At 71.6% G+C, this 26970-nt stretch carries 25 protein-coding genes; 10 read left to right on the top strand and 15 right to left on the bottom strand.

What is annotated here, in order from left to right:
* Positions 1-28: 28 nt before the first annotated feature.
* Positions 29-1762, top strand: a complete 1734-nt coding sequence (locus R9X44_RS15960; RefSeq protein WP_319814944.1) for an ABC transporter ATP-binding protein — start codon at positions 29-31, stop codon at positions 1760-1762.
* Positions 1759-3717 (top strand): ABC transporter ATP-binding protein, encoded by a 1959-nt coding sequence (locus R9X44_RS15955; RefSeq protein WP_319814943.1) that lies wholly within the window; start codon positions 1759-1761, stop codon positions 3715-3717. Before R9X44_RS15960 ends, R9X44_RS15955 begins: the two co-directional genes overlap by 4 nt.
* 49 nt (positions 3718-3766) lie before the next feature.
* Here the strand turns inward: R9X44_RS15955 and R9X44_RS15950 are convergent, their stop codons facing one another.
* Positions 3767-4762 (bottom strand): aldo/keto reductase, encoded by a 996-nt coding sequence (locus R9X44_RS15950; RefSeq protein ID WP_319814942.1) that lies wholly within the window; start codon positions 4760-4762, stop codon positions 3767-3769.
* 94 nt (positions 4763-4856) lie between these two features.
* On the opposite strand from R9X44_RS15950, the gene R9X44_RS15945 reads away from it, so the two are divergent.
* Positions 4857-5072, top strand: a complete 216-nt coding sequence (locus R9X44_RS15945; protein ID WP_319814941.1) for a hypothetical protein — start codon at positions 4857-4859, stop codon at positions 5070-5072.
* Positions 5073-5075: 3 nt separating this feature from the next.
* Here R9X44_RS15945 and R9X44_RS15940 read toward each other — a convergent pair whose 3' ends face one another.
* The 5 genes from R9X44_RS15940 to R9X44_RS15920 are packed head-to-tail and all read right to left on the bottom strand — an operon-like array spanning position 5076 to position 10837.
* Positions 5076-6080 (bottom strand): DUF2804 domain-containing protein, encoded by a 1005-nt coding sequence (locus R9X44_RS15940; protein ID WP_319814940.1) that lies wholly within the window; start codon positions 6078-6080, stop codon positions 5076-5078.
* Positions 6077-7513, bottom strand: coding sequence for an aspartate aminotransferase family protein (locus tag R9X44_RS15935; protein ID WP_319814939.1), 1437 nt, complete (start codon positions 7511-7513; stop codon positions 6077-6079). Before R9X44_RS15935 ends, R9X44_RS15940 begins: the two co-directional genes overlap by 4 nt.
* 38 nt (positions 7514-7551) lie before the next feature.
* On the bottom strand, positions 7552-8940 hold the full coding sequence (locus R9X44_RS15930) for an MFS transporter (protein WP_319814938.1): 1389 nt from the start codon (positions 8938-8940) through the stop codon (positions 7552-7554).
* 48 nt (positions 8941-8988) lie between these two features.
* Positions 8989-9603: a helix-turn-helix domain-containing protein gene (locus tag R9X44_RS15925; RefSeq protein WP_319814937.1), complete on the bottom strand. Its 615-nt coding sequence runs from the start codon at positions 9601-9603 to the stop codon at positions 8989-8991.
* A 52-nt stretch (positions 9604-9655) separates the two neighbouring features.
* Positions 9656-10837 (bottom strand): thiolase family protein, encoded by a 1182-nt coding sequence (locus tag R9X44_RS15920; protein ID WP_319814936.1) that lies wholly within the window; start codon positions 10835-10837, stop codon positions 9656-9658.
* A 206-nt stretch (positions 10838-11043) separates the two neighbouring features.
* On the opposite strand from R9X44_RS15920, the gene R9X44_RS15915 reads away from it, so the two are divergent.
* Positions 11044-12318, top strand: a complete 1275-nt coding sequence (locus R9X44_RS15915; RefSeq protein ID WP_319814935.1) for an ammonium transporter — start codon at positions 11044-11046, stop codon at positions 12316-12318.
* 4 nt (positions 12319-12322) lie between these two features.
* On the opposite strand, the gene R9X44_RS15910 is transcribed toward R9X44_RS15915, so the two are convergent.
* The 3 genes from R9X44_RS15910 to R9X44_RS15900 form a co-directional block, all read right to left on the bottom strand.
* Positions 12323-13351, bottom strand: a complete 1029-nt coding sequence (locus R9X44_RS15910) for a hypothetical protein (RefSeq protein WP_319814934.1) — start codon at positions 13349-13351, stop codon at positions 12323-12325.
* 90 nt (positions 13352-13441) lie between these two features.
* Positions 13442-13909, bottom strand: coding sequence for a MarR family winged helix-turn-helix transcriptional regulator (locus R9X44_RS15905; RefSeq protein WP_319814933.1), 468 nt, complete (start codon positions 13907-13909; stop codon positions 13442-13444).
* Between the two features lie 35 nt (positions 13910-13944).
* Positions 13945-14088, bottom strand: coding sequence for a hypothetical protein (locus R9X44_RS15900; RefSeq protein ID WP_319814932.1), 144 nt, complete (start codon positions 14086-14088; stop codon positions 13945-13947).
* Positions 14089-14251: 163 nt separating this feature from the next.
* Between R9X44_RS15900 and R9X44_RS15895 the strand changes: the two genes are divergently transcribed.
* A complete protein-coding gene (locus tag R9X44_RS15895) occupies positions 14252-15079 on the top strand; it encodes an oxygenase MpaB family protein (protein WP_319814931.1) in 828 nt (275 codons plus the stop codon).
* Between the two features lie 85 nt (positions 15080-15164).
* Here the strand turns inward: R9X44_RS15895 and R9X44_RS15890 are convergent, their stop codons facing one another.
* A complete protein-coding gene (locus tag R9X44_RS15890; protein ID WP_319814930.1) occupies positions 15165-16751 on the bottom strand; it encodes an MDR family MFS transporter in 1587 nt (528 codons plus the stop codon).
* 162 nt (positions 16752-16913) lie between these two features.
* Here R9X44_RS15890 and R9X44_RS15885 point away from each other — a divergent pair, with 162 nt between their 5' ends.
* Complete coding sequence (locus R9X44_RS15885; protein WP_319814929.1) at positions 16914-17495, top strand: TetR/AcrR family transcriptional regulator; 582 nt, start codon at positions 16914-16916, stop codon at positions 17493-17495.
* Positions 17496-17502: 7 nt separating this feature from the next.
* On the opposite strand, the gene R9X44_RS15880 is transcribed toward R9X44_RS15885, so the two are convergent.
* Genes R9X44_RS15880 through R9X44_RS15870 form a run of 3 tightly spaced genes read right to left on the bottom strand, consistent with a single transcriptional unit; the run spans position 17503 to position 19426 of the window.
* Positions 17503-18096 (bottom strand): TetR/AcrR family transcriptional regulator, encoded by a 594-nt coding sequence (locus R9X44_RS15880; RefSeq protein ID WP_319814928.1) that lies wholly within the window; start codon positions 18094-18096, stop codon positions 17503-17505.
* On the bottom strand, positions 18086-18889 hold the full coding sequence (locus tag R9X44_RS15875; protein WP_319814927.1) for an SDR family NAD(P)-dependent oxidoreductase: 804 nt from the start codon (positions 18887-18889) through the stop codon (positions 18086-18088). The genes R9X44_RS15880 and R9X44_RS15875 overlap by 11 nt, the downstream gene beginning before the upstream one ends.
* A 57-nt stretch (positions 18890-18946) precedes the next feature.
* Entirely contained in the window at positions 18947-19426 is a 480-nt protein-coding gene (locus R9X44_RS15870) for a MarR family transcriptional regulator (RefSeq protein WP_319814926.1), read from the bottom strand.
* A 74-nt stretch (positions 19427-19500) separates the two neighbouring features.
* Here R9X44_RS15870 and R9X44_RS15865 point away from each other — a divergent pair, with 74 nt between their 5' ends.
* From R9X44_RS15865 to R9X44_RS15855, 3 genes are all read left to right on the top strand, one after another.
* Complete coding sequence (locus R9X44_RS15865; protein ID WP_319814925.1) at positions 19501-21153, top strand: DUF3237 family protein; 1653 nt, start codon at positions 19501-19503, stop codon at positions 21151-21153.
* Positions 21154-21814: 661 nt separating this feature from the next.
* On the top strand, positions 21815-23377 hold the full coding sequence (locus R9X44_RS15860) for a CocE/NonD family hydrolase (protein WP_319814924.1): 1563 nt from the start codon (positions 21815-21817) through the stop codon (positions 23375-23377).
* 213 nt (positions 23378-23590) lie between these two features.
* Positions 23591-24673, top strand: coding sequence for a helix-turn-helix transcriptional regulator (locus R9X44_RS15855; protein WP_319814923.1), 1083 nt, complete (start codon positions 23591-23593; stop codon positions 24671-24673).
* 259 nt (positions 24674-24932) lie between these two features.
* Here the strand turns inward: R9X44_RS15855 and R9X44_RS15850 are convergent, their stop codons facing one another.
* A complete protein-coding gene (locus R9X44_RS15850; protein ID WP_319814922.1) occupies positions 24933-25322 on the bottom strand; it encodes a DUF6221 family protein in 390 nt (129 codons plus the stop codon).
* Positions 25323-25471: 149 nt separating this feature from the next.
* Here R9X44_RS15850 and R9X44_RS15845 point away from each other — a divergent pair, with 149 nt between their 5' ends.
* Complete coding sequence (locus R9X44_RS15845) at positions 25472-25867, top strand: CopD family protein (RefSeq protein WP_319814921.1); 396 nt, start codon at positions 25472-25474, stop codon at positions 25865-25867.
* 105 nt (positions 25868-25972) lie between these two features.
* Here the strand turns inward: R9X44_RS15845 and R9X44_RS15840 are convergent, their stop codons facing one another.
* Complete coding sequence (locus tag R9X44_RS15840; protein ID WP_319814920.1) at positions 25973-26908, bottom strand: acyl-CoA desaturase; 936 nt, start codon at positions 26906-26908, stop codon at positions 25973-25975.
* Positions 26909-26970: the final 62 nt, after the last annotated feature.

Here is a 26970-nt window from a genome sequence, read left to right as displayed (position 1 = left end):
CTTCCCTGCTACCCCCGAGCGAGAGACCTTGCTGATCCGACTCGTCACCGCGACGCTGCGGCCCTACCGGCGCGACCTCGTCGTCCTCGTGGCGCTCCAGTTCCTCGCCACCCTCGGCATGCTGTACCTGCCGACGCTCAACGCCGACATCATCGACCGGGGCGTCGTCGTCGGCGACACCGGCTACATCATGCGGGCCGGGGGCATCATGCTCGCGGTCTCGGTCGCGCAGCTCGCCTGCTCGGTCGGCGCTGTCTACTTCGCCTCGCGGACCGCCGCGACGCTCGGCCGCGACCTGCGCGGCAGCCTGTTCCGCAGGGTGCAGGACTTCTCCGCCCGCGAGGTCGGCCAGTTCGGCACCCCGTCGCTGATCACCCGCACGACCAACGACGTCCAGCAGGTCCAGATGCTGGTCCTGATGGCGCTCACCATGGCGGTCGCCGCGCCGATCATGGCGGTCGGCAGCATCCTCATGGCGCTGCGCCAGGACGTCCCGCTGTCGCTGCTCCTGCTGCTCATCCTGCCGCTGCTCGGCGGGGTGCTGGCGTGGGCGCTGACCAAGATGCACCCGCTGTTCTGGAGCATCCAGGGCCGCCTCGACGACCTCAACCAGATCCTGCGCGAGCAGATCACCGGCGTCCGGGTCGTGCGCGCGTTCGTGCGCGAGAAGCAGGAGACCGACAGGTTCGCCGGCTCCAACGACGTGCTCCTCGACGTCTCCCAGCGGGCCGGGTACTTCATGGGCACCCTCTTCCCGCTGATCATGGCCGTGGTGAACATCGCGAGCGTCGCCGTCCTGTGGTTCGGCGGGCACCGGATCGCCGACGGCGGCATGGAGGTCGGCGCGCTGACGGCGTTCCTGTCGTACCTGATGCAGACGCTGATGTCGGTCATGATGGCGATGTTCATGTTCATGATGGCCCCGCGCGCGTCGGTGTGCGCGGGACGCATCCAGGACGTCCTCAGCACGCCCTCCAGCGTCGTCCCGCCCGCCTCGCCCGTCACCGAGACGGCGCTGCGCGGCACGGTCGAACTGCGCGACGTGGACTTCGGCTACCCGGGCGCGGAGGAACCCGTCCTGCGCGGGGTCGACCTCAGCGCGCGGCCCGGCGAGACCGTGGCGATCATCGGCTCGACCGGCAGCGGCAAGAGCACCCTGCTCAACCTGATCCCGCGCCTGTTCGACGCGACCGGCGGCACCGTCGAGCTCGACGGCGTCGACGTGCGGGAGCTCGACCCCGTCCGGCTGTCGCAGATCGTGGGGATCGTCCCGCAACGCCCGTACCTGTTCTCCGGGACGATCGCGTCGAACCTGCGCTACGGCAACCCCGACGCGACCGACGAGGACCTGTGGCACGCGCTGGAGATCGCGCAGGCCAAGGACTTCGTGGAGCGGATGCCCGAAGGGCTGGAGACCCCGGTCTCCCAGGGCGGCACCACGGTGTCGGGCGGGCAGCGCCAGCGGCTGGCGATCGCCCGCGCGCTCGTGCACAAGCCCGAGGTGTTCCTGTTCGACGACTCCTTCTCCGCGCTCGACTACGCGACCGACGCCAGGCTGCGCGCCGCGCTCGCCGCCGAGACGACCGACGCGACGGTGATCATCGTCGCCCAGCGCGTCAGCACCATCCGGCACGCCGACCGGATCGTGGTCCTCGACCACGGCCGTGTCGTCGGCGTCGGCTCCCACACCGAACTAATGGCCGGGAACGAGACATACCGGGAGATCGTGCTCTCCCAGCTCACCGAGCAGGAGGCGGCATGACCGACGAGAAGACCCCCGCCAAGCCCGCGCAAGGCGGCGGGCCCCGGGTCGGACCCGGGGCCTGGATGGCAGGACCGTCGCTGGAGAAGTCCTCGAACTTCGTCGGCTCGGCCAAGCGGCTGCTCGCCGACATGCGGCCGGAACGCGTGCTGATCATCGTCGGCGCGGTGCTCGGAGCGGTCAGCGTGGTGCTGACCGTCCTCGGCCCGCGCGTCCTCGGCGAGGCCACCGACCTGATCTTCGACGGGGCCGTCTCGGCGAACCTCCCGGCCGGGGCGTCCAAGGAGGAGGCCATCGAGGGGCTGCGCGCCTCGGGCCAGGACACCCTCGCCGACATGGTCGCCTCGATGGACGTCCTCCCCGGCACCGGCATCGACTTCGGCGCGGTCGGCAAGGTGCTGCTCGGCGTCCTGGCGATCTACCTCGTCGCGGCGGTCCTCGGCGTCTTCCAGGGCCGCGTCACCGCCGCCGTCGTGCAGCGCTCGATGCACCGGCTGCGCGCCCGCGTCCAGGCCAAGCTGTCGCGGCTGCCGCTCAGCTACTTCGACCGGCAGCAGCGCGGCGAGGTGCTGAGCCGCGTCACCAACGACATCGACAACCTCTCCCAGACGCTCCAGCAGACCCTCAGCATGGCGCTGAACTCGATCCTCACGATCGTCGGCGTGCTGGCGATGATGCTGTGGATCTCGCCGCTGCTCGCGCTCATCGCGCTGGTCACCGTGCCGCTGACGGTGTTCGTCACCGCCAAGATCGGCGCGCGGTCCAAGCCGCAGTTCATCCAGCAGTGGGCCAGCACCGGCAAGCTCAACGCGCACATCGAGGAGATGTACGGCGGCCACACCCTCGTCGCGGCGTTCGGCCGCAAGGAGGAGGCCGCCGAGACCTTCACCGAGCACAACGAGAGCCTGTACAAGGCGTCGTTCCGGGCACAGTTCATCTCCGGGCTCATCCAGCCCGCGACAATGCTCATCGGCAACCTCAACTACGTGCTCGTCGCCGTCATCGGCGGCCTGCGGGTCGCGTCGGGGTCGCTGTCGCTGGGCGAGGTGCAGGCGTTCATCCAGTACTCGCGGCAGTTCACCCAGCCGCTCACCCAGGTGGCGAGCATGGCGAACCTGCTCCAGTCCGGGATCGCGTCGGCCGAGCGGGTGTACGAACTGCTGGACGCCGAGGAGCAGAGCGCCGAGCCGAAGGCGTCGCCCGTCATCGCCGACCCGCGCGGCCGCGTCGCGTTCGAGGACGTCTCGTTCTCCTACGCGCCCGACAAGCCGCTCATCGAGCACCTGTCGCTCACCGTCGAGCCGGGCCAGACCGTCGCGATCGTCGGGCCGACCGGCGCGGGCAAGACCACGCTGGTCAACCTGCTCATGCGGTTCTACGAGGTGACCGACGGCCGCATCACGCTCGACGGCGTCGACATCGCCGAGCTCGACCGGGCCGACCTGCGCGCCCGCACCGGCATGGTGCTCCAGGACGCGTGGCTGTTCGGCGGGACCATCGCCGAGAACATCGGCTACGGCGACGTCACCGCGTCGCGCGAGCGGATAGTCGAGGCGGCCAAGGCCACCCAGGTCGACCACTTCGTGCGCACGCTGCCCGACGGCTACGACACGGTCCTCGACGACGAGGGCGGCACCGTCAGCGCGGGTGAGAAGCAGCTGCTCACCATCGCCCGCGCGTTCCTCGCCGAGCCCGCGATCCTCATCCTCGACGAGGCCACGAGCTCGGTCGACACCCGCACGGAGGTCCTGATCCAGCGCGCGATGCGCAACCTCCGCCAGGGCAGGACGAGCTTCGTCATCGCGCACCGCCTGTCCACCATCCGCGACGCCGACCTCATCCTCGTCATGGAGGACGGCTCCATCGTGGAGCAGGGCACCCACGACGAACTCATCGCCGCCAACGGCGCCTACCAGCGCCTGTACGCCGCCCAGTTCGCCGAAGCCCTGACCTGATCCCGGACACGAAAAGGGGCCTGCGGCACACGCCGCGGGCCCCTTCGCGCTACCAGGCGAACGCCTCCGGGCTTGGGCCCGGGCCGGGGAACAGGGTGTCGAGCTCGGTGAGGAGGTCGGCGTCGAGGGCCAGCGCCTCGGCCCTGACGCCCGAGTCGAGCTGCTCGAGGGTGCGGGGGCCGACGATCGGGCCGGTGACGCCGGGACGGGTCAGCAGCCACGCCAGCGCGACCTCGCCGGGCTCAAGGCCGCGGTCGGCGCACAGCGCCTCGTACTTCTCGATCTTCGCGCGGTTCGCGTCGTCCTCGAGATATGCGGCGCTGCGGCCCGTCTGGGACCTGCTGCCGCCGCCCTCCCGCTGCTTGCGCAGCACGCCGCCGAGCAGTCCGCCCGCGAGCGGCGACCACGGAATGACGCCGAGGCCATAGGCTTCCGCCGCGGGAATGACCTCCATTTCCGCACGCCTCTCGATCAAATTGAAATGACATTGCTCGCTGACGAGGCCGAGAGAACCGCGACGGGCGGCGCTTTCATTCGCCTGGGCGATCGACCATCCCGGGAAGTTCGAGGACCCGACGTAGAGGACCTTGCCCTGCTGGACCAGCACGTCGAGGGCCTGCCAGATCTCGTCCCAGGGCGTCGCCCGGTCCACGTGGTGGAACTGGTAAAGGTCGATGTGATCGGTCTGCAAACGCTTCAGCGAGGCGTCGCACGCGCGCCGGATATTGAGCGCCGACAGTTTGTCGTCATTCGGCCAGGGCTCCCCGTGCACGCCCATGTTGCCGTACACCTTCGTCGCGAGCACCGTCTTGTCACGCCGCCCGCCGCCGTTGGCGAACCACGTGCCGATGATCTCCTCGGTCCTCCCCCGGTTCTCCGCCCAGCCATACACATTCGCCGTATCGAAGAAGTTGACGCCGGCGTCGAGCGCCGCGTCCATGATCTTGTGGCTGTCCGCTTCGTTCGTCTCCGGACCGAAGTTCATGGTCCCGAGCACGATCCGGCTCACCTTGAGCCCCGTACGTCCGAGTTGTACGTAGTCCATGAGCCCAGTTAACCCCGCCGAACCCCGCGCGATCACCCCGGGGAGGGTCATGCGATGGGGTGATATCTCCGGCGGGGCGGGGTAGCCTGCCGCGATGAGGTGTGGGCAGTGTGGTGGTGAGGAGTTCGAGCCGGGGTTCGTGGAGGACGGGGGTGATCATTCCAAGGGGTTCGCGCAGTGGGTCCAGGGGGCGTTGGAGCGCGGAGTGTTCGGGGGCGCGCGGCGGTTCGGGCGGACCCGGTGGGAGATCGAGGCGTGGCGGTGCACGGCCTGCACGCATCTTGAGCTGTTCGCGCGCAGGCCGTCGTAGGCGTCACCAGCGCATTCTGACCTGTTCGGCCCAGCCGAGGAGGCCATCCACCTCGAGGGCGGGGCCGTCGGCGGGGTGGATCGTGCCCGCGTAGTGGCCGAAGAGCTGGTGGGTGTGGTTGGCGAGGAGCAGGGCGTCGGTCTTCACGCGGCGTTCGTGGAACGGGGTGAAGACGAGGTCGACGGCCTCCGGGGCGGAGATCCGCCAGGGGGCGCGGAAGTCGGCGGGGTCGTACTCCCACGCGAGGTCCGCGCCGATCTTGGTGAGGCGGCCGTCCACGAGCAGGGCGTTCTCGGTGAGGCCCGTGCCGTCGGTCCACTTGCCGCCGAACTGGAGGCCGACGGTGTGCCCGGCGCTGACGCCTGAGGCGGCTCCCCAGTTCCACAGGGTGTCGTGGGGCCAGCGGCCGCGTCCGTGGTCCAGGACCGCCCATGCGCCGTCGAAGGCGAACGCGCGGTCTCCGAGCGTCACGGTGCCCTCGGCGGGACGGGCGACCTGCTTCGAGGTGAACTGGTAGCGCCGCTCGTCCCAGGGGATGACGACGTTCAGGCTCTCGTGGCCGTCGGGGAGCGCGGCGAAGAGGTCTGCCGTAAGAAGACCTTCAGGGGTCTTGCAGGTAGCGCGCACACGGGTGCCGCCCTCTTCGCGCAGGATGGAGACACCCGCCTTGCCGGCGGAGACGGTGATGTCGGAGCCGTCGAGGCTGTCGGGCAGGCGTACGCCCGCGCCGAGGGGCGTCATCGTGTTCACCTCAAGCTCCGTGCCGCCGTACTCCAGGAAGTACACGCCGGTGAGGGCGAGGTAATCCAGGTGGCTGACGGTGAACGCCACAAGGTGGGTGGGCGTGGTGAAGCACCAGTACTCCCACTTCTTACGCCGCCCCCAACGCCCGGGTAGGGCGGTGTCGTGCAAGGGGCGGCGGGACCAGCCGACGGCCGCCGGGTCGAGGCGTCCGTCGGGACGGGCCAGCGCGACGGGCGCGGTGATCTCCCGCTCGTGGGTGCTCATGCGCGCGTACGGTACAGGGCCGACAGGAACCGGACGAGCAGGGCCTCACGCGTCTCGGCGGGAAGGGCGTCGAGGACCGCGTTGACCATGCCCATCTCCATGGGACCGTCGCCATCGAGGTCGGCCCCTACGGCCGCGAGCAACTCGGTGAAGCCCGCGTCGTCTACCGCGTCGAGGTCGAGTCCGCCCAGCAGGTCGACGAGTCCGTCGGGTATCTCGACGGGTCCCGCCTCGATCGCCTCGGCGGCGGCCTTGGCGAGGACGTCGAGGAGCGCGTCCACGCCCTGGAGGCTGACGCCGGTGAGGGTGAGGTGCACGTTCGCGGGGATGCCGGGGAAGCTCAGCTGTGGCTGGATGAACCATCCGTGGCCGCGTGCCTTGTCCGACAGCACGAACACGTCGAGGCGCGGGTCGTCCGAGGCGAGCGCGACGAGTGAGGCGTCCGGCGAGCCGAGGACGCGCAGGCCCGGGATGTCAGCGACGCCGTCGATGAGGCGGCGCGCGGCGGCGACGGCGTGGGAGGCGAGGTCGCGGTATCCGGCCGCGCCGACGGCGTGCAGGGTCGCCCACGCGCCGCCGAGCGGGCCCGCGCCCTTGCTGGACTGCACCGTCGAGTTGATGATCGTGTAGCCGGGCCAGGCGGCCGAGGCGAAGTACGCGTGGCGGCGCAGCGCCTCGTCGGCGAACAGGACCACCGACGCGCCCTTCGGCGCGTACCCGTACTTGTGCAAGTCGCACGAGAGCGAGGTGACGCCGGGGACGGACAGGTCGAAGGGCGGGACGGGATGGCCGTTGTCGCGCAGCCAGGGCAGCAGCCACCCCCCGACGCACGCGTCGACATGGCAGGGGATGCCGCGCGCGGCCGCGAGCGCCGCGATCTCGGGCACCGGGTCCACGACGCCCTGCGGATAGGACGGCGCGGACACCACGACGAGCACGGTCCGCTCGGTGAGCGCCGCCTCCATCGCGGCCGGGACCGCCCGGAACGTCCCGGTGTCCACCGGCACGGTGACGAGTTCGACGCCGAGGTAGTGCGCGGCCTTGTGGAACGCGGGATGGGCGGTGACCGGCACGACGATCTGGGGCCGGTCCACCCGCCGCGCGTCACGCGCCGCCTTGACCGCGAGGATGATCGACTCGGTGCCCCCGCTGGTGAAGATCCCCGGGGTGGCCGCGCCGCCGCCGAGCTTGGCCGCCACGGTGCCGACGACGTCCTTCTCCAGGGCGACGATGCTGGGGAAGGCCGTGGGGTCGAGCCCGTTGACCTCGAGCATCTCCATGTACGCGCGGGCGGCGACCTCGTGTACCTCCGGGCGTCCGGTGTCGTACACGTAAGCGGTGACCTTCCCTCCGCGCACGGGGAGGTCGGCTTCTTTCAGCCGTGCCAGTTCCGCCAGGAGGTCGGCGCTGCCGCGTCCGTCTTCAGCCAGCAAGGGGAACACCTTTCGGGGAGTCGTACCGGGCGGTGGCCTTAGGCCGCCGCGTCCTTGACGTTCTTGTGCGCCGCCGCACGTCGCGCGTACAGCACGAGGAGGGGGGCGCTCAGGGCGAGCAGCAGGGCGGGCACGAGGGTGAAGCCCGCGGTGAGCCCGCCAAGGGCGGTGCCGGTCTGCGCGACGGTCTCGTCGTCCGAGCTTGACACGAAGCCCGTGACGGCGAGGACGAGCGCGTAGACGCCGCTGCCCAGGGCCATCGCGCCGGTCTCGGCGGCCGTCCACACGCCGGTGAACGCGCCGGACTGGGCCTGCCCGGTGCGTCCCGCGTCGGCGTGGACGGTCTCGGGCAGCAGCGACAGCGGGAACAGCTGGAGGGCCGCGTAGCCCGCGCCGACCAGCGCGGTGAGCGCGAACGCCGGGAGCTTCGCCCCCGCGCTGAGCGCCGGGTACAGGCCGAGCGCGGCGGCGGTGAACAGGGCGACCGCCGCGAGGTAGCAGGGCACCGGGCCGAATCTGCGGCCGAGCAGGCTCCACACCGGCACCGCGACCGCGCTGAGGCCGACCATGCACACGAACAGGACGGTGGTCAGGCCGTCGTCGCCGAGGCGGTACTGGGCCACGTAGGGCGCGCCCGCGAGCATGACGGCGACCGCGAGGGACTGCACGGTGAACGCGCCGAGCAGCGCGAAGAAGGGCCGGTTGCCGCGCGCGAGCCGCAGCGCGGCGCGGAAGCCGAGCTGCTGCGGCCCCGGAGCGGAGCGAATCCACCGCGTCGAAAGCGACGAGCCGATGAGCGCCGCGGCGAGCAGCGCGCCGACGACGACGCCCATCAGCAGGTAGCCGCCCCTGCCGTCGCCTCCTGCCCCGACGAGCACGGGCGCAAGGCCGCCCGCGAGCAGGATGCCGAAGGTGAGCGCGACGATCCGCCACGCCATCGCGCGCGAGCGCTGCGCGGGCACGTCGGAGATCTCGGCGGGCAGCGCCACGTACGGCACCTGGAAGGCGGCGAACGCGCTCGCGGCGAGCAGGAACGCGGCCATCGCCCAGGCCGCGCCCGCTCCCCCGGTGAACGGCGAGGCGAACATCAGCGCGAACAGCACGGGAAGGGTCAGCGCGCCGAGCAGCAGCAGCCTCTGACGGCTTCCGGTGCGCACGGCCTCACGGTCGCTGAGCGCGCCCACCCACGGGTTGAGCAGGACGTCCCATGCCTTGGGCAGCACAAGCACGACGCCCGCTACGGCGGCGGGTACGCCGAGGGAGTCGGTGAGGTAGTAGAGCAGGAGCAGGCCCGGCACAGCGCCGAAGATGCCTGTGCCGACCGAACCGAGGGCATAGCCGAACAGCCGCCCGCGCGCTACGGGCTCTCCTGAAGCGCGCGGCGCGGGGACCGACCCGACGGGGGCGGCGGACTTGTCTGCGGTCATGGCATCACGTCCAGATCACGAGGGGGGTCGGGGAGGCGGCGCGCGACGTCATGGGGTGTGCTCCAGCGCGAGCAGGCCGGAGACGAGGCGGTGCAGCGCGGCGCGGAAGCGCTGCAGGGCCTCGGGGTCGTCGGTGCGGCGGCGTCGGCCCGACGCGTCGGGCACGCCGCCCCGCGCGAAGCCGTGCACGGTCCAGATGACCGACCACAGGGCGTACTCCACGTCGGCCCCGGGGGCGGCGACGGGACGGGTCAGCTCGATCAGACGGCTGACGAGGGGGTTGACGTGCGCGGCCTCGAAGACTGCGACGTCGTCGGCGTCGGACAGCCACCGGTGCATCCACAGCGCGGGGATCTCGGGGCGGGCGACGCAGAAGTCGAGGTAGCGGTCCACCACGAGGTGGACGTCGGCGGGCCCGGTGAGGCGGCCGGGTTCCGCGCAGGAGTCGAGGGCCGCCTCCAGGGCCGCCCGCTCGGCTTCGGCGGCCCCGGTCATGACGGCGAAGTACAGGTCGCGTTTGCCGCCGACGTGGTAGTTGACGGTCGCGATGTTGAGGCCCGCCGCCTCGGCGATGAGCCTTGTGGAGGCTCCGTCGAACCCGCGTTCGGCGAACAGCCGGGTCGCCGCGTCGAGGATGCGGGCGGTGGCGGGCTCGGATTTCATACCGAGAAGGTAGGAGAGAATCCCCGCCCGGTCAATCGTTTGATGGAGAAACCTAGAGCCGTTCGAGCAGCGTCGCGTTGGCCAGGCCGCCCGCCTCGCACATCGTCTGGAGCGCGTAACGGGCTCCGTGCCTGTGCATGGCGTGGACCAGCGTCGTCATGATCCGCGCGCCGCTCGCGCCGAGCGGGTGGCCGATCGCGATCGCGCCGCCGTGCGCGTTGAGCCGCGCGGGGTCGGCTCCGGTCTCCTGGAGCCAGGCCATCGGCACGCTGGCGAACGCCTCGTTGACCTCGTAGAGGCCGACCTCGTCAAGGGAGACACCGGTGCGGCGGAGCAGCTTCTCGGTCGCGGGCATGATCGCGGTGAGCATCATCAGCGGGTCAGCGCCCGCGACGGCGACGCCGCTCAGCCTCGCCAGCGGACGAAGGCCGAGCCGGGCCGCGGTCTCTCCGCTCATGATCAGCAGCGCGGCCGCGCCGTCGTTGATCGGGCTCGAGCTGCCCGCGGTCACCGACCAGGTGATCTGCGGGAACCGCTCGGTGTACTCCGGCCGCTCGAAGGCGGGCCTGAGCTTGGCGAGCACCTCGGGCGTGGTCGACGGCCTGATCGACTCGTCGGCGGTCACCAGCCCGGACGGGGTGCGCACCGGCGCGATCTCCGCCTCGAACCAGCCCTCGGCGGCCGCGTGGGCCGCCTTGGCGTGCGAGGCCGCCGAGTACGCGTCCATCGCCTCCCGGGTGAGGCCCCACTTGGCGGCGATGAGCTCGGCCGCGACGCCCTGCGGCACGAGGCCGTCGGGGTAGCGCTCGGGGATGCCGGGGCCGAACGGCACGCTGCCGGGCAGCACGTTGGAGCCCATCGGCACCCGGCTCATCGACTCAACGCCGCACGCGACCACGATGTCGTACGCGCCGGAGATGACGCCCTGGGCGGCGAAGTGCACGGCCTGCTGCGAGGACCCGCACTGCCGGTCGACCGTCGTGGCGGCCACCGATTCCGGCAGTCCCGCGGAAAGCCACGCGTACCGGGTGAGGTTCGCGGCCTGCTCCCCCACCTGGCTGACCGTGCCGCCGATGACGTCGTCCACGAGTTCTGGGTCGATGCCGCTGCGCGCGACGAGTTCGCGCAGCGTGTGCGCGAGCAGCGCGACCGGGTGGACGTCCGCGAGCGCTCCGCCCGGCTTGCCCTTGCCGACCGGCGTCCGTACGGCTTCGACGATGACCGCGTCCCGCATGGCCTGCTCCTCATCTCGGGTCATGTGGGGCGGAACCCCGCATGAGTTGGAAAACCCAACTCATTATGCGCCCGCCGAGTTGGATTCCACAACCCTCCAGGGTTGCCAACGAAACCCACTATTTACCGGCACGTCACACGATTCACGGCAGGTGCGGCGACCACGGTGGAACCATGGCGCCGGGCTTTCCGGATCGGAGGTAGCGGATGCCTTTCGACTTCTCCACCGTCGATTCCGGCGCCACCGCATGGGTTCTGGCCAGTTCGGCGCTCGTGCTGTTCATGACGCCGGGGGTGGCCTTCCTGTACGGCGGCATGGTCCGGGCGAAGAACGTGCTCAACACCATGCTCCAGAGCTTCACCGTCATGGCGCTCGTCGGCGTCACCTGGGTGTCGCTGTCCTACTCGCTGGCGTTCGGCGGGGGCAGCGAGGTCATCGGCGGACTGCACTTCGCGGGCCTGTCGAACATGGACGAGGTGGTCCCGGGGTTCACCGGCGACTCCGCCCAGTCGATCCCGCCGATCGCCTTCGCCATGTTCCAGATGATGTTCGCGATCATCACGCCCGCGCTCATCACGGGCTCCGCGGTCGAACGCTGGAGGTTCGGGGCGTTCGTGCCGTTCGTCATCATCTGGTCGATCGTCGTGTACGCACCCGTCGCGCACTGGGTGTTCTCACCGGACGGCTGGGCCTACAAGCTCGGCGCGCTGGACTTCGCGGGCGGCACCGTCGTGCACTGCAACGCGGGCGCGGCGGGCCTGGCCATCGCGATCGTGATCGGCCGCCGCACCGGCTGGCCGCGCGCCAACATGGCACCGCACAATGTCCCGTTCATCATGCTCGGGGTGGCGATGCTGTGGTTCGGGTGGTTCGGCTTCAACGCGGGGTCCGCGCTCAAGGCCGACGCCGTCGCGGTCTGGGCGTTCGTCAACACCAACACCGCGACCGCCGCCGCGCTGCTCACCTGGGTCATGGTCGAGCGCATCCGCTACGGCAAGCCGACCGCGCTCGGCGCGGCCTCCGGGGCCGTCGCGGGGCTCGTCGCCATCACCCCCGCCGCGGGCTTCGTGGACGTCAAGGGCGCGCTCGCGATCGGCCTCCTCGCCGGGTTCGGCTGCTGCCTCGCCGTACCGCTGAAGAGCAGGCTGAAGCTTGACGACTCGCTCGACGTCGCAGGACTGCACCTCGTCGGCGGCGTCATCGGCTCGGTCTGCGTCGGGCTGTTCGCCACGAGCGCCGTCAACCCCGCGGTGGACGGCCTGCTGTACGGCGGCGACCCGCACCAGCTCGTCCTGCAGATCGCCGTCGTCGGCGCGGTGACCGCCTACAGCTTCTTCGTCACCTACTTCATCGCGCTCGTCCTCGACAAGCTGCCCGCGCGCCGCAACCGCGTGTCGTCCCAGGACGAGGCCGTCGGACTCGACTTCGCGCTGCACGGTGAGACCGCCTACGAGACGCAGCGGGTGCCCGGCTCGTCGTGATGCCTCAGGTCCACGGCTCGCGGTAGTCGGTGTCGTCGCCGACCGGCACCGGCGTGGGCGGCTCGACGTGCGTCACGGGCTCCACCCGGGTCACGGGCTCGACGTGCGCGGCAAAGGGATCTGACCTGCGCCGCAGCACGACCGCGCGCACGCCGAACGCCAGCAGCGTCGCCAACGCGCCCGCCACGCTCGTCCACAGGATGATGCGCGGCAGCGGGTCGGTCGGGGACACCCCGGCGACCGCGGCGGGCGAGGGAACGGCCTCCTGGCCTTCCACCGGGGTCGGCGCGGGCGGCTGCTCGTCGCCGTCGGCGGGCTGCGAGGCGACGGCCAGGCCGTCCTCGCCCGGGGTCGCCGAGGAGGTCGGCGTCGAGGTCACCGGAGCGCCGCCCGGCGCCGCCCCGTCGCCCTGTCCCTGGCCTGCGCCGTCGTCGCCCGCCGGAGCCGGTGCCTGGGCCGCGGGCAGGACGAGCTTTGCCGCCCCCGCGCCCGAGTCGCCCGCGCCCGCGCGGTGCGCGACGACGGTCACGGTGAGCTCGCCCGAGGCCGAGGCGGGAAGCTTCAGCGCGGCAGTGCAGCGTCCGTCGGGACAGTCCGCACTCGCCTTGGCGCTTCCGCCCGCCGACGTCGCCACGGAGTACCCGGTGACGTCGGGCTCGGGATTGGGCTGCCAGACGACTGACAGGTTCCGTCCCGCCGCCACCGCGACGACCCCTGCGGGCGCGTAGGCGGGCACCGCCATACGGAACGTCGCCTTGCCCCGGTTGGCGCGGATCAGTCCCGTCATCTCCACGGTGTGCGTGCCGTTGGCGACGGCGTGGCCGTCGATCGTGAACGTCAGGGTCTCGCCCCTGCCGGACGCGCGCTGCTGTCCGTCGACGATGAGCGTCCCGCCGGTCAGGCCCGCCTTGGCCGACACCGTCACCGTGGAGTCGGTGACGACCGCGCCGTCGCCGGGGCTGATGTCCGGGGCGGCCGCGCCGCCGAGCAGGACGGGGAGAACGGCTGCCGCGGCCGCGTGCAAGACAGCCATCGTGTTCCTCTCGCTTCGCTGGGTGAGCGAGATCCTAGGGGTCGGGGAGGCTCGGGGGAAAGGGCCCCTGGTCCCGGGCGGTCCCGGGCGTCAGCGGAAGGACGGGCCGTCGGGGTCGAGGCGGGCGAGCATCGCGCGGCAGATCGCGCCGAGCTGCTCGGTCTGCTCGGGGGTGAGGAGGTCGAACAGGTTCTCACGCACGGCTTCGACGTGTCCGGGGGCCGCCTTGACGACCACCGCGTACCCCTCGTCGGTGAGGGTGGCGATGGTGGTGCGGGCGTCGTCGGGGTGCTTGTGGCGGCGCACCCAGCCGCTCTCCTCGAGCTTGCGCACCGCGTGGGACACCTTGCTCGGCGAGCCGCGGGTGACGCGCGCGAGCTCGGTCATCGTGCGGGATCGGCCGGGGGCCTCGGACAGCATCGCGAGCATCACGTAGTAGCTCTGCGGGATGCCGGACTCCTGCTGCATCTGCCGGTCGAGCGCCTCGTGCAGGAGTTGGGTGGACCACAGGTAGGCCCGCCACGTCTGCTGTTCCCCGTCGTCGAGCCACCGCGCCATTCCCCGATTCTAGGCAGCCCCGCGGCGTCGTCGGCTCACGGCGGCTCGACGGGCGGCGGCCCCTCCTCCTCGGTGAGGCGCGCGAACATGGTGAAGCGGGCGACCAGTTGCGGGTCGTCCAGGCGCAGGCGTTCTGCTATGTCGGCGAGAATCTTCCTTTGCCGGCCGGGGGTCATCATCGTGCACCTGCCCCAAGTCGTTTGATATCCGGATATACCCCAGCGGGTGGGTCTCGACTCGCCGAAATACCCCGGCGTCGGGCGATTCTCACATAAGTAACCCCTTACCTGAAGGGGCGTCGCGGGATTACCATGCGGGCACCCCGCCCGAGGAGGACGATCCATGGACGACGGCTTCTTCCCCGAGCACTCGGCGATCCGCCAGGTCTCCCGGGAGCCGCTCGGGCTCCTCGGCGGCGGCCCCGCCCTGCTGCTCCAGCTCGCCCACCCCAAGGTCGCGCGCGGCGTCGCCGAGCACAGCGACTTCCAGGCGGGACCCTTCGACCGCCTGCTGTCCACCCTCGACTACCTCGCGATGGTCGTCTTCGGCACCAAGGACGAGGCGCACCGCGTCGCGTGGTCGGCGATGCGCGCGCACGACGTCGTCAACGGGCCCGGCTACACCGCGCACGACCCCGAGCTCCTGCTCTGGGTGCAGGCGACCCTCTTCCAGGTCTCCCGCGACCTGTACGGGCGGATGCTCGGACCGCTGCCGCCCGCGCGCGACGAGGAGTACTACCAGCAGTCCGTGGCGTACGCCGAGCTCCTCGGCGCACCCCGCGAGGCACTGCCCCCGGACGCCGCGGGGTTCGACGCCTACTGGGCCGAGATGCTGCGCACCCTGCGCGTCGACGACACCGGACGCGAACAGGCGCGCGCGGTGCTCCACCCGGACAACCTGCCGGGCATCCTCTTCCCTGCGCTCGCCGTCTTCCGGCTCGTCACGACGGGTCTGCTTCCCGAGCCCATCCGCGAGCAGTACGGACTGCCGTGGACGCCGACGCGCAGGCTCGCGTTCGCGACGCTGATGGCCGTCCTCAAGGTGGCGATGAACTTTACGCCCACGCCGGTGCGCCACCTCCCTGCGCGCGTAACCGTCCCCGTCATGCGCAGGTTCCGGTGGCGGAAGTACCAGCGGCCGCGTCCCGCGCGCCGTACGCCCGCGCGGTGAGCGCATACGCGAAGGGCGTCGTCCCGGCGCACTCGCCGGGACGACGCCCTCGCAGACGGCCGGGCGCGCCCCGGCCGCCGGTCTCCTAGGCCCCCGGCTTGGCGGGGCCGCCCTTGCCGTCCGGCTCCGGCGTGACGTCCACGGCTCCGGCGAGCCCGGCGGCCGCGGCCTTGGCCTCGGCGGCAGCCTCGAGCTCCTCGGGCAGCTCGAACGTCTCGCGCAGCACCGGAGGACGCAGGAACAGCGTCGCGACGAGTCCGATGACCGCGACGCCCGCCGACACGAGGAAGATGTGGCCGGTGGCGTCGCCGTAGGCGGCGCGCACGATCTCCTTGATGGGCTCGGGCATCGAGGCGATGTCAAGGCTGCCGCCCTGCTCGCCGGTCACCGGGATGCCCGCCTTGGTCAGGCCGTCCTTGATGGAGGTCGCGACCTGCGAGGCGAGGACCGCGCCGAGGATCGACACGCCCATCGCGCCGCCGAGCGACCGGAAGAACGTCATCGCGCCGCTCGCCGCGCCTATGTCCCGCATCGAGACGCCGTTCTGCACGACGAGGACGAGGTTCTGCATGGACATGCCGACGCCGACGCCGACCGCGGCCATGAAGACCCCGAGCAGCACGAGCGGCGTCTCGTGGTCCATCGTCGACATGCCGACGAACCCGGCGAGCAGGACGACCAGGCCGGTGATGACGTGCGGGCGCACCTTCCCGGTCCGGGAGATGATCCGGCCGGAGACCGCCGAGGACACCAGGACGCCGAGCATCATCGGGAAGGTGAGCAGGCCCGCCTCGGTCGGGGAGTAGCCGCGGCCGATCTGGAAGTACTGGCCGAGGAACACCGCGCCGCCGAACATCGCCATGCCGACCGACAGGCTCGCGACGATCGCCAGGGCCGGGGTGCGCTGCGTGACGACGTGCAGCGGGACGACCGGGTGCGAGGCGCGCGCCTCGACGCGGACGGCGAGGGCGAGGATGACGATCGTGCCGCCGACCATCACCGCGCTCTGCCAGGACAGCCACGCGTACTCGTCGCCGACGAACGTCACCCAGATGAGCAGCAGGCTGACGCCCGCGGCGATGAGCGTCGCGCCCAGGAAGTCGATCTTGACGTCGGTCTGCTTCACCCGCTCGACGTGCAGCGAGCGCTGCAGGACGACGGACGCGACGGCGAGGAACGGCAGCATGATGAAGAAGCACCAGCGCCAGCCGAGCGGCGAGTCGGCGATGACGCCGCCGATGAGCGGGCCGCCGACCGTCGCCAGCGCCATCACGCCGCCGAGGTAACCGTTGTACTTGCCGCGCTCCCTCGGGGGGATGAGCGCGGCGATGACGACCTGGACGAGGATCTGCACCGCGCCCATGCCGATGCCCTGGATCGCGCGGAAGGCGATGAGCTGCTCGGTGTTCTGCGCGAGCCCGCACGCGACCGACGACACGACGAACAGCGCGATGCCGACCTGCAGCAGCGTCTTCTTGTCGAAGAGGTCGGCGAGCCTGCCCCAGAGCGGGGTCGTCGCGGTGGTGGCGAGCAGGGCCGCGGTGACGACCCAGGTGTACTGCGACTGCGTGCCGCCCAGATCCCCCAGGATCTGCGGCAGCGCGACCGACACGACGGTCGCGCTCAGCATGCCCACGCCGAGCACGGCGAGCAGCGCGCTGAAGGGCTTCATAATCTCCCGGTGGGTCATCCGATCCCCCGGTGCGTCGACGACTGTCAACTCGGTTCTCCTCCGCTGTGGTCAAGCGCACGGCAGCCTATTGCACGCGATGCAAGTTTGCATCATGTGCAGTTATTCCGCGACTGTGCGATCGAACACCCCTAGGATGTGCGCATGACCGGAACGCAGGGCCTGCGCGAGCGGAAGAAGGCCGAGACACGACTTGCCGTGTACCGCGCGGCCATGCGGCTGACCGTCGACAAGGGGTACGAGAACGTCACCGTCGAGGCCATCGCCGAGGAGTCCAACATCTCCCGGCGCACGTTCTTCAACTACTTCTCCGACAAGGCGGACGCGCTCATGTACGGCGAGGAGGAGCGGCACCGTCGGCTCATCGCCGCCTTCCGCGCGCGTCCCGCGGAGGAGTCCGGGTGGACCGCCCTTTCGTCGGCGACCCTCGAGCTGTTCGGCTCGATCGCCGAACCCGACCGCGAGTGGATCGCCCGCACGCTGCTCGCGCGGCGGCACCCCACCCTGCTCGCCCGTCAGCTCGCCAACCTCCTCGAGCTCGAACAGCAGCTCGCCGCGCTCATCGCCGAACGCGACGACGACTCGGGCGTGCGCCCGCGCGTCATCGCCGCGGCCCTGCTGTCGTCGATGCGCGCCGCGACCAACCTGTGGCTCGACGACGACCAGGCCCGCTCGCTGCCCGTGGTGATGAGCGAGGCACTCGACGCCCTCGCCTCGCGGTTCTGAGCCGCGCTCAGGCCCGCACAGACCGCCAGACGCGCTCGGGGAGCACACGCTCGGCCTCGGCGATGTCGATGCCGGGAGCGCCCGCCAGCCAGCGTCTGACGGTCTCGGCGACCGGGCCGATGAGCAGCATCTCGAGCAGCGCGGGCGACAGGTCGACCACCCGGCCCGCCGCGACATGCGGGGCCGCCCACGCGGCCATCCGCGCCAGCAGCGGCCCCTTCACCGCCGCGACGGTCTCGGCGTGCGCCGGAAGGAACGCCGCGTAGTCCGAGACATGGATGAACGCCATCCTGTCGCGCTGCTCGCGCGCGAACGCCAGATAGGCCGCGGGCACCGCGCGCACCCCGTCGGCGGCCTCCTCGCACGGCTCGAGCGCCGTGAGTATCGCCTCGAGCAGCTCGCCCATACAGCGCGCGTACAACGCCGCGGCGAGACCGTCGAAGCTGCCGAAGTGGTGGTACAGGCTGCCGCTGCTGACGCCGCTCTCCTTGATGACGGCGCTCATCGTGAAACCCTCGCGGCCCTCGCGCGCGAACACCGCGAGGGCCACCTCGAGCAGCCGCCCGACCGTCTCAGGTGTGGTGCGGTGCCTAGGCGACATCGAACGCCGCTGCGGCGTCGGCCCAGACCCGGCGGGCCAACGCGGTGTCGGTGGCGGGCGGCACGAGCTCCGTCGGCCGCTCCTCCTCGTAGTACAGCGCTGGCGACGGCTCCGCGACGAGCCGCGCGACGGTGCGCGCGCCCGCCTCGGGCGTCCCCCAGGAGCGCTTGACGAGCTTCAACAGCAGCCCGAGCGGTCCCGACCGGTCGCCCAGACCCGTGCGGATGACCCCCGGGTGCACCGCGGTAATCGTCACCCCGGCATCCTCCCACCGCTCGGCGAACAGCGGGACCGTCAGGAGGTTGGCGAGCTTGGTGTCGGCGTAGGTGCGCATCCCGCTGAAGTCGCGGCCTTGCGGGGTCCTGTCAGGGTCCATCTTCCCCTTCGGGTACAGGCCCGCCGTCACCTGCACCACGCGTGCGGAGTTCGCCTTGAGCACGTCCTCCAGCAGGTGGTTGAGCAGGAACGGCGCGAGGTGGTTGGTGAAGAACGCCTGCTCGTAGCCGTCGGCGTTGAGCACCTTCTTCGACGGCCAGATCCCCGCGTTGTGCACGAGCGCGTCAAGGTCGGGGAAGCGCGCGCGCAGCTCCTCGGCCAAGGCCGTCACACCCGCGCGGTGCGCAAGGTCGCCGACCACGAGCTCGGCTTCTTGGCCGACCTCCGCGCGCGCCGCCTCTCCCTGTTCCCTGCGCCGCGCGACCAGCACCACCCTGTCGCCGCGCGCCGCGAGCTCCTTCGCCGTCGCCAGTCCGATGCCGCGTCCCGCGCCCGTGATCACCACAGTCTTCGCCATGCCCCGCACCCTACGCATTTGCAGAGAGGTTCTCTAGAGACTATCTCTACAAAATTGTCACGGCTGACTCGCGGCGACGCGGCGCAGCAGTTCCGTCAGGGAGGCGCGCTCCCCCGCGTCAAGACCCGCGAACCACGACGCCTCGCGCGCCGCCTGGAGCTCGAACACCTCGCGCACCGCGACCTCGCCCTTGGGCGTGAGCGCCACCGGGACCGCCCGCCGGTCCGTCGCCGACGGACGGCGCTCGACGAACCCGGCACGCTCCAGCGTGTGCACCGCGTTCGTCACCGCCGCCCGGCTCGTCTTCGACAGCTCCGCGAGCCTCGCGGGCATCGTCGGGCCGAGCAGCCACAGCTTGAACAGCAGCCGGAAGCCGGGCAGCGTCAGGCCGCGCGGCCTGTGCACCGCGCCCTCCAGATCGTTGATGAGCTGGTAGGAGACGTGCAGCAGGTTGTAGGCGAGGGAGAACAGCTCGACGTCGGCGTCCGGCGCCACCCGGGGAATCCCCCGGCGAGCCAACTCCTCGTAATCCTCCACTTGCCCTCCACGGCGCCTGTGGTCCATATTGTTACGCCTGTAACAATATGGCCGAGATGAATAAGGGTCGTCCGATGCGCGTCATCATCGCAGGAGCGGGGATCGGGGGGCTCACCACCGCGTTGAGCCTGCACGCCGCCGGAATCACCGACGTCGTCATCCGTGAGGCGGTCCCCGAGCTGCGGCCCCTCGGCGTGGGGATCAACCTGCTGCCGCACGCCGTCCGCGAGCTCACCGAACTCGGGCTCGCCGAACGCGTCGCCGCGATCGGGGTGCCGCTGCGCGAACTCGTCTACGCCAACCGGCACGGGCACGTCATCTCCGCCGAGGACCGCGGCCTCGCCGCCGGATACCGGTGGCCGCAGTACTCGGTCCACCGCGGCGCACTCCAGATGCTGCTCCTGGCCGCCGTCGAGGAACGCCTCGGCCCCGACGCCGTCCGGCGCGGCGACCTCGTCAGCGGGCCCGAGCACGACGGCGACATCCTCGTCGCCGCCGACGGGATCCGCTCCACCGTCCGCGCCGCGTTCCACCCCGACGAGGGCGAGCCGATCTGGAACGGCCTCACCCTGTGGCGCGGCGTCACCCGCGCCGAGCCGTTCCGCACCGGCGCGAGCATGGTCATGGCGGGCGACGGCGCGAACAAGTTCGTCGCCTACCCCATCGGCCCGCCAGGACCCGACGGCCTCGCCCCGATCAACTGGATCGCCGAAAGGCCCACCGGCGAAGGCTCCGCCAAGGGCGACTGGAACCGCGAGGTCCCCGCCGCGTCAGTCGCCGCCGACTTCGCCGACTGGGACCTCGGCTGGCTCAACGCCCCCGCCCTCATCGCGGGCGCGGACAAGGTCTTCGAGTACCCGATGGTCGACCGCGACCCCCTCCCCCGCTGGACGCACGGCACCGTCACACTCCTCGGCGACGCCGCCCACCCGATGTACCCGATCGGGTCGAACGGCGCTTCCCAGGCCGTCCTCGACGCACGGGTCCTCGCCCGCGCCCTCGCCACGTCGCCCACGGTCGAGCAGGGCCTCGCCGCCTACGAGGCCGAGCGGCGGCCCGCGACCTCCGGCATCGTGCGCGCCAACCGGGGCATGGGACCCGAACTCGTCCTCAAGCTCGCGCATGAACGCGCCCCCGAGGGCTTCGACGACATCGAGAAGGTGATCCCGGAGGCCGAGCGCGCGGAGATCGCGCTGCGCTACAAGCAGGTCGCGGGCTTCGCCCCCGCCGACCTCAACGAGCGCGAGTCATGGTCCGTCGGTCCCACCGGCACACCCCCGAATCTCGTCCCGCTCGCCACCTTCCACGTCACCGTCGACCCGATCCTGCACCTCGGCCGGACCCCGCTCGGCGACCGTCGCGTCATCAACATCACCGGCGGCTCCTTCCACGGCCCGGGACTCAACGGCGAGATCCTGCCCGGCGGCGCGGACTGGCAGCTCGTCCGCGACGACGGCTCGGCCGCCATCGACACCCGCTACACCCTGCGCACCTACGACGGCGCCCTCCTCTACCTCCAGACCCGCGGCTACCGCCACGGCCCTCCCGACGTCATGGCCCGCCTCGCCGCCGGCGAGGACGTCCCCCCTTCCGACTACTACTTCCGCCTCACCCTCACCTTCGAGACCGCACACCCCTCCTACTCCTGGCTCACCCGCACCATCGCCCTTGCCACCGCCCACCGCACCCCCACCGCCGTCACCTACAACGCCTACACCCTCCCCTAACCCCCACCCACCCCTTCCACCCCCCTCCACCCACCCCCTTCACCCTTCCGCCCACAACTTCACCCACCCCGAACACCAACCCCACCCCGCCACCCCTACCACCCACACCACCCTCCGCCCGTCGCCCGCACCACCCCAACACCCGCCCGTGCCACACCCGACACTCGCATCACCCCTGACACCCACGCCGCCCCCGACACCCGTGCCACCTTGGCGCGCGTGCCACCCGGCACCCGCGCATCCCCACCGCTCCCATCGCCCCGACCCCTGTGCCAATCCCGACGCCCGGCCCGGATCCGGGGAGCCGGGGATCCGAGGGGCCGGGGAGCCGGGGAGCCCGGAGCACCCGTAAGCCCGGGTGCGCCGGAGCCGAACTCGGCCGAGTCCACCTCGCCCGCCCAGTCCGGGTGGGCGAACCAGGTGCGCGGCCAGGGAAGGCAAGCAGGGTGGGCGGGGCCTGGCGGGTCAGGCCCCGGGTGGGCGGGGACCGGAGGGTCAGGTCCCGGTGGGCGGGCACCGGAGGGTCAGGGGTCGGAGCGTCCGGGGTCGGAGGGTCGGGCCCGGGGTGGGCAGGGGCCGACAGGTCGGACCTGGGGTGGGCGGGGTGGGCCCGGGGTAGGCGGGGGCGGGGAACAAATCGCCGTAAGTGAGGAGATCTTCGATGGGTCAGCTCGACGTTCCGGTCCTTCCGGTGACGACAGTGCACGGACAGCCGATCACGATGCGGGACGGGACCGTGCTGCGCGCCTCGGTCCACTACCCGGCCGACGGACAGGGCCACCGAACGGTCCTGGTGCGCACCCCCTACGGTGAGCCGACGCTGCGCAGCGAGCCGGTGACCGCCTACCTCGAGGCGGGCCTCGCCGTGGTGCTCCAGCACTGCCGGGGCCGCGGCGACAGCGACGGCGAGTTCACCCCCTGGGTTGACGAGGGACGCGACGGCGCCGACACCGTCGCGTGGATCAGGGCGCAGCCGTGGTCGAACGGCGAGGTCGTGGCGACCGGCGTGTCCTACCTCGCCGGGTGCGCGCTCCAGCTCGCGGCCGAGCGGCCCGAGGGCCTGCGCGCGGTCGTGGCGACGATGACGCCCTACGACTTCTACGACGGCCTGAACTACCTCGGCGGCGCGTTCACGTTCGGCTCCGCGCATCAGTGGGCGGCCCTGCAGGGCATGCTCGGCGCGCTGCACGACGCGCGCTCCGGCGACGCCGCGGCCTTCGGCAGGCTCGGCACGGCCGCCCAGCTGATGACCGGTGTGCCGCCCGTCGACGTGCCGCCCGCCGACCAGCCGGTCGGCAAGGTGTTCCCGGCCTGGCGGGAGTGGGTGGACCACCCCGAGCGCGACGCCTACTGGACGGAGCTCGCCGAGACCCTGCGGCACGACAGGATCGACGTGCCCGTCCTGCACACCGCGGGCTGGTTCGACATCTTCCTCAAGGGCAACCTGGAGAACCACCGCCGCCTCGGCGGCCGCCTCATCGTGGGCCCTTGGACGCACCTGGGCCGCGACGGGACCGCGGGCGACCTGAACTTCGGGCCGCGCGCCTCCGCGCAGGCCGCGATGCTCGAGGCCGAGCACCTCGGCCATCTCCTCGGCAACGAGGGCGGCGCGCCGGTGAAGGTCTTCGTGATGGGCCGTAACGAGTGGCGCGATGAGCAGGAGTGGCCGCTCAAGCGTGCCGTGCCGACGGAGTTCCACATGTGCCCCGGCGGGGTGCTGTCCACCGAGCCCGCTCCGGAGGACGCGGCTCCGACGGTCTTCCCGCACGACCCGGCCGACCCGGTGCCGACGCTCGGCGGCAACCTCATGCTCGCCGACGGCCGCAACGTGGGCGCGCGGGTCCAGGAGACCGGTCACCCGGGAGTGCGCAGCTTCGTCACCGCGCCGCTCACCGAGCCGTTGGAGGTCACCGGCGAGCTGACCGCGGTGCTGCACGGCTCGACGACCGCGCCCGGCTCGGACTGGACGGTGAAGCTCATCGACGTGCACCCCGACGGCCGTGCCTTCAACGTGGCCGACGGGATCGTCAGGTCGCCGTCGGACGTGGTCCGCCACGAGGTCGACCTCATCGCGACAAGCCAGGTGTTCCTGCCCGGCCACCGCATCCGGGTCGACGTCGCCGCCTCGAACTATCCGCGGTTCGACGTACATCCCTCCCGGGTCGCCTCGACCCAGACCCTCGGGCACCCGTCTTCCATCACCCTGCCCGTCATCCCCGCCTGAGCCCGCCGTCAGCCGGGTCGTTCGCCGTACGCCCTCCGAGCGGGCGGCGAACGACCCGGCCTCCCCCGTTCGCGCCGGCCCGGCCGGGCCGCGCCGACGCCCGTCCCACCGGTGGTCCGACGGAACGTGTGCTCCATCTGTACGGGAGCCGGGCGGTCGACCGGTATCCCAGTTTTCTGTGAACATCTCTCCCGCGCTTCCTACGATGTGCGCATGGCCGCCCCCGCGCGTTTGGTGGAGTTCGAGGCCAGGCTCGCGCGCCAGCGCAGCGCCCTCGACGTCCTGACGACCACGGCCGCGGCGGTGCTCGACCGGTTGCCCTCCGACGTCTGGTGCACGGTCCTGCTCGATCCGGCCACGCTGCTGGACACCGGAGGCCACAACGACGCGGGTTTCCCCGATTCCTGTCTGCCCCGCCTGTTCGAGATCGAGCACGTCGAGGCCGACGACCCGGGCAACCTGCGCGACATGCACCGCCGCGGCGCGACGACCACGCTGCTCAGCCGTTCGGTCTCCGGCGACATGGAGGCCAGCAAGTACTACCGCGACATCCTGCGGCCGCAGGGGCTCGGCGACGAACTGCGCGTCGCGCTGCGCGACGGCCCGCATGTGTTCGGCCTTCTTGTGCTGTGCCGCGCCCAGGGCGCGCCCGCGTTCTCCCGGGCGGAGGAGGCCGCCGCCCACCGGCTCGCCAGGCCCGCGACCGCCGCGCTGACGCGGGCGCTGCTGCTGTCCGGCCGGGACACCGGTTCCCTGCCCGACGCCGCTGGCCTGCTGAAGACCGGCCCCGACGGCGAGGTGCGCTGGGCCTCGGCCACCGCGAGCACCTGGCTCGATCTCCTCCAGGACGGATCGCCCGCGGGTGCGCGCCCGCTGCGCGCCGTCGCGGCGGCCGCGCGCGCCTCCGGAACGGCCCGCTCGCGCGCGCTCACCAGGTCCGGCCACTGGGTCGCGTTGCAGGCATGGGCGACCGACGCCGAGGAGACCGTCGTCTCGCTCAGCCCGCCCGCCGCCGACGAGCTGACCCCGGTGATACTCAACGCCTACGGGTTGAGCGGCCGCGAGCAGCAGATCGCGCAGCTCGCGCTGCGCGGCGAGTCGAACAACGCGATCGCCGCGATCCTGAGCGTCAGCGTCAACACCCTGAACACCCATCTGCAGAGCATCTACGGCAAGACCGGGCTGCGCGACCGCAAGGAGCTGGTCTCCGACGTCTTCTACCGGCACTACGTGCCCCGGTTCGGGCAGGGCCCGCTGACGACCGACGGACGCCGTATTCCCGACGAGGGCGAGTAAACGCCGCACGCCGGTTCTCCATACTCCGCTGCCGATCGCGCGGATCCTCGACAGCCCGGCCGACATGTTCCGTGTGGTGCTTCGTGTGGCGCTCGTTCGTGCGCTGCTTCGCTGGTTCATGCGGCAAAACTAACCCGGCCCGCCGGCACCTCGAACACTTGTCCACAGCCGATAACCAGCGCTTCGTCGGCCTTCGCCCTGCTTTGCCCGAGGAATTTAACCCCTTACTTCGCGGTGACGCCTTCCTTACCCAACGGAGTCACGGCGACCATTCCTGGCGATATGCCGGATGCGTCGAGTATTGCGCGGCGAGCGTGCGCAGCAGCGGCCCGAGCAGGCCGAGTTCCGGCGCGGCCCGGCCGCGCAGCGCGTACTTCTCATAGGTCTCGACGATCGATCGGTGCGCGGCGACCGTGCTCAGCGCCCGCTGCGGACTCATCCGCGCGATGTGCTCGGCGTACGAGGCGTTCTCGGCCCGCGCCACGAATCCCAGCCGCTCCCACTCAGGCCGCGCCGCGGCGTCGGCGGGGCGCACCCGCACCGTGCCGCCCGCCCCCACGCTCCAGGGCGCGCCGGCACAGGCCCGTGCGACGGCCTCGTCCCGGTCGAGCCTTTCCTTCAGGAACCGCACGAGATCTTCCACGCTCACATCCTGCCTCCCAGCAGGCCGAATCATCGGCACAACACCGAACTTTCGGCCATCTCCGACTCGCCCGGGGACGCGGGCGACCCGCTGGGGCCGGTGGGTCGGGCTGCAATACGCTGGCGAACGCGAACCCCGAATCGAGAGGCACCCCCTTGCTCGCCGTCACGCTCGCCGATATCCGGCTCTTCCTCCACGTGCTCGCCGCCACCATCTGGGTCGGCGGCCAGATCACCCTCGCCGCGCTGGTGCCCATCCTGCGCGGCTACGACGGCCTCACCAAGGTGACGGCTCGGCGCTTCAACCAGATCGCGTGGGCCGCCTTCGGCGTCCTGCTCGTCACCGGCGTGTGGAACATGCTCGAACTGCCGGAAGACTACCCGTCCGAGGCGCAGACCACGCTGCACGTCAAGCTCGGTTTCGTCGTCCTGTCCGGTCTCGCGGCGTTCCTGCACACCCGCGCCAAGAGCAAGGCGGGGCTCGCCGCGTGGGGCGCGATCGGCGTCGTCACCGCCCTCGGCGCGCTGTTCTTCGGCGTCCAGCTCGGCTGACGCCGCAGCGCCCGTCGCCGCGCCCGCCGCTCCGCCCGCACCCCCCGGGCGGCGGCGGGCGCGACGCGTTCCGGGGCGTCCGCCGACCGCTCATAACAGAAGAGGTCAGGACGGAGTGCGGGTGAGGCGCGCGTCCAGCCGTGCCGGATCGGGCCAGCGGACGTCGTGGGCAAGACCGAGCCGTTCCAGGAGCCGGATGAGCCCCGCGCTCGCGTCAAGCTGGCCCTTGAGCACGCCGTGCCGTGCGCAGGTCGGGTCGGCGTGGTGCCAGTTGTGCCAGCCTTCGCCGAAGGTCAGCAGCGCGACCCAGCCGATGTTGGTCGACCTGTCGCGGGTGGTGAAGTCGCGGTGGCCGAAGCGGTGTGCGACGGAGTTCACCGACCAGGTGACGTGGTGGACGACCGCGTAGCGCACGAGCCCGCCCCAGAACAGGGCGGTCCAGAACCCCGCCCACGACCACGAGAGAAGCCCGCCGAGCGCGGCGGGCAGCAGGAAGGACGCGACGGCGAGACAGAGGTAGGCGCGGTCGATGCGGCGGATGTCGGGATCGGCGAGCAGGTCGGGCACCCAGTGCGCGCGGCTTGAGCGGCGGCGTTCGGTGTAGAACCAGCCGACCTGCGCGTGCAGCAGCCCGCGCAACGGCCCGAGGCCCTTTTCGCCGTGTGCCCAGGGCGAGTGCGGGTCTCCCGGCATGTCGGCGTATTTGTGGTGGCGGCGGTGCTCGGCGGCCCACAGCGAGGGCGGGCCCTGCAACGCGAGCGCTCCGCAGACGACGAGCACGGCGCGCACGGGCCTGGGGCACTTGAAGGACCGGTGGGTGAGCAGCCGGTGATAGCCGACGCTGATCCCGAAGATGTTCACCGTGTAGAAGAACGCGGCGATCAGCAGGTCGCGCGGCCCCAGACCGTGTCCCCAGGCCATGACGGCGCCGGCCGCGAGCGCGGCCAGGGGCAGGACGACGAGGACCACGAGGTAGGCGTGGCGGCGGGCCGACGAGACCGGGACGGTCCCGCGCACATCCGGTTCTGAGCTGACGGACACGGGACCTCCCGGTACTGGTTCGTCCCCATTGGACCGAGATCATGTGACCCTGGGTAGTGACC

It is taken from the genome of Actinocorallia sp. A-T 12471 (assembly GCF_033875155.1).
In the GTDB taxonomy this organism is placed as follows: Bacteria; Actinomycetota; Actinomycetes; order Streptosporangiales; family Streptosporangiaceae; genus Actinocorallia.
The sequence above is the reverse complement of the archived record's forward strand: the minus strand, read 5'-3'. Positions and strand labels throughout refer to the sequence as shown.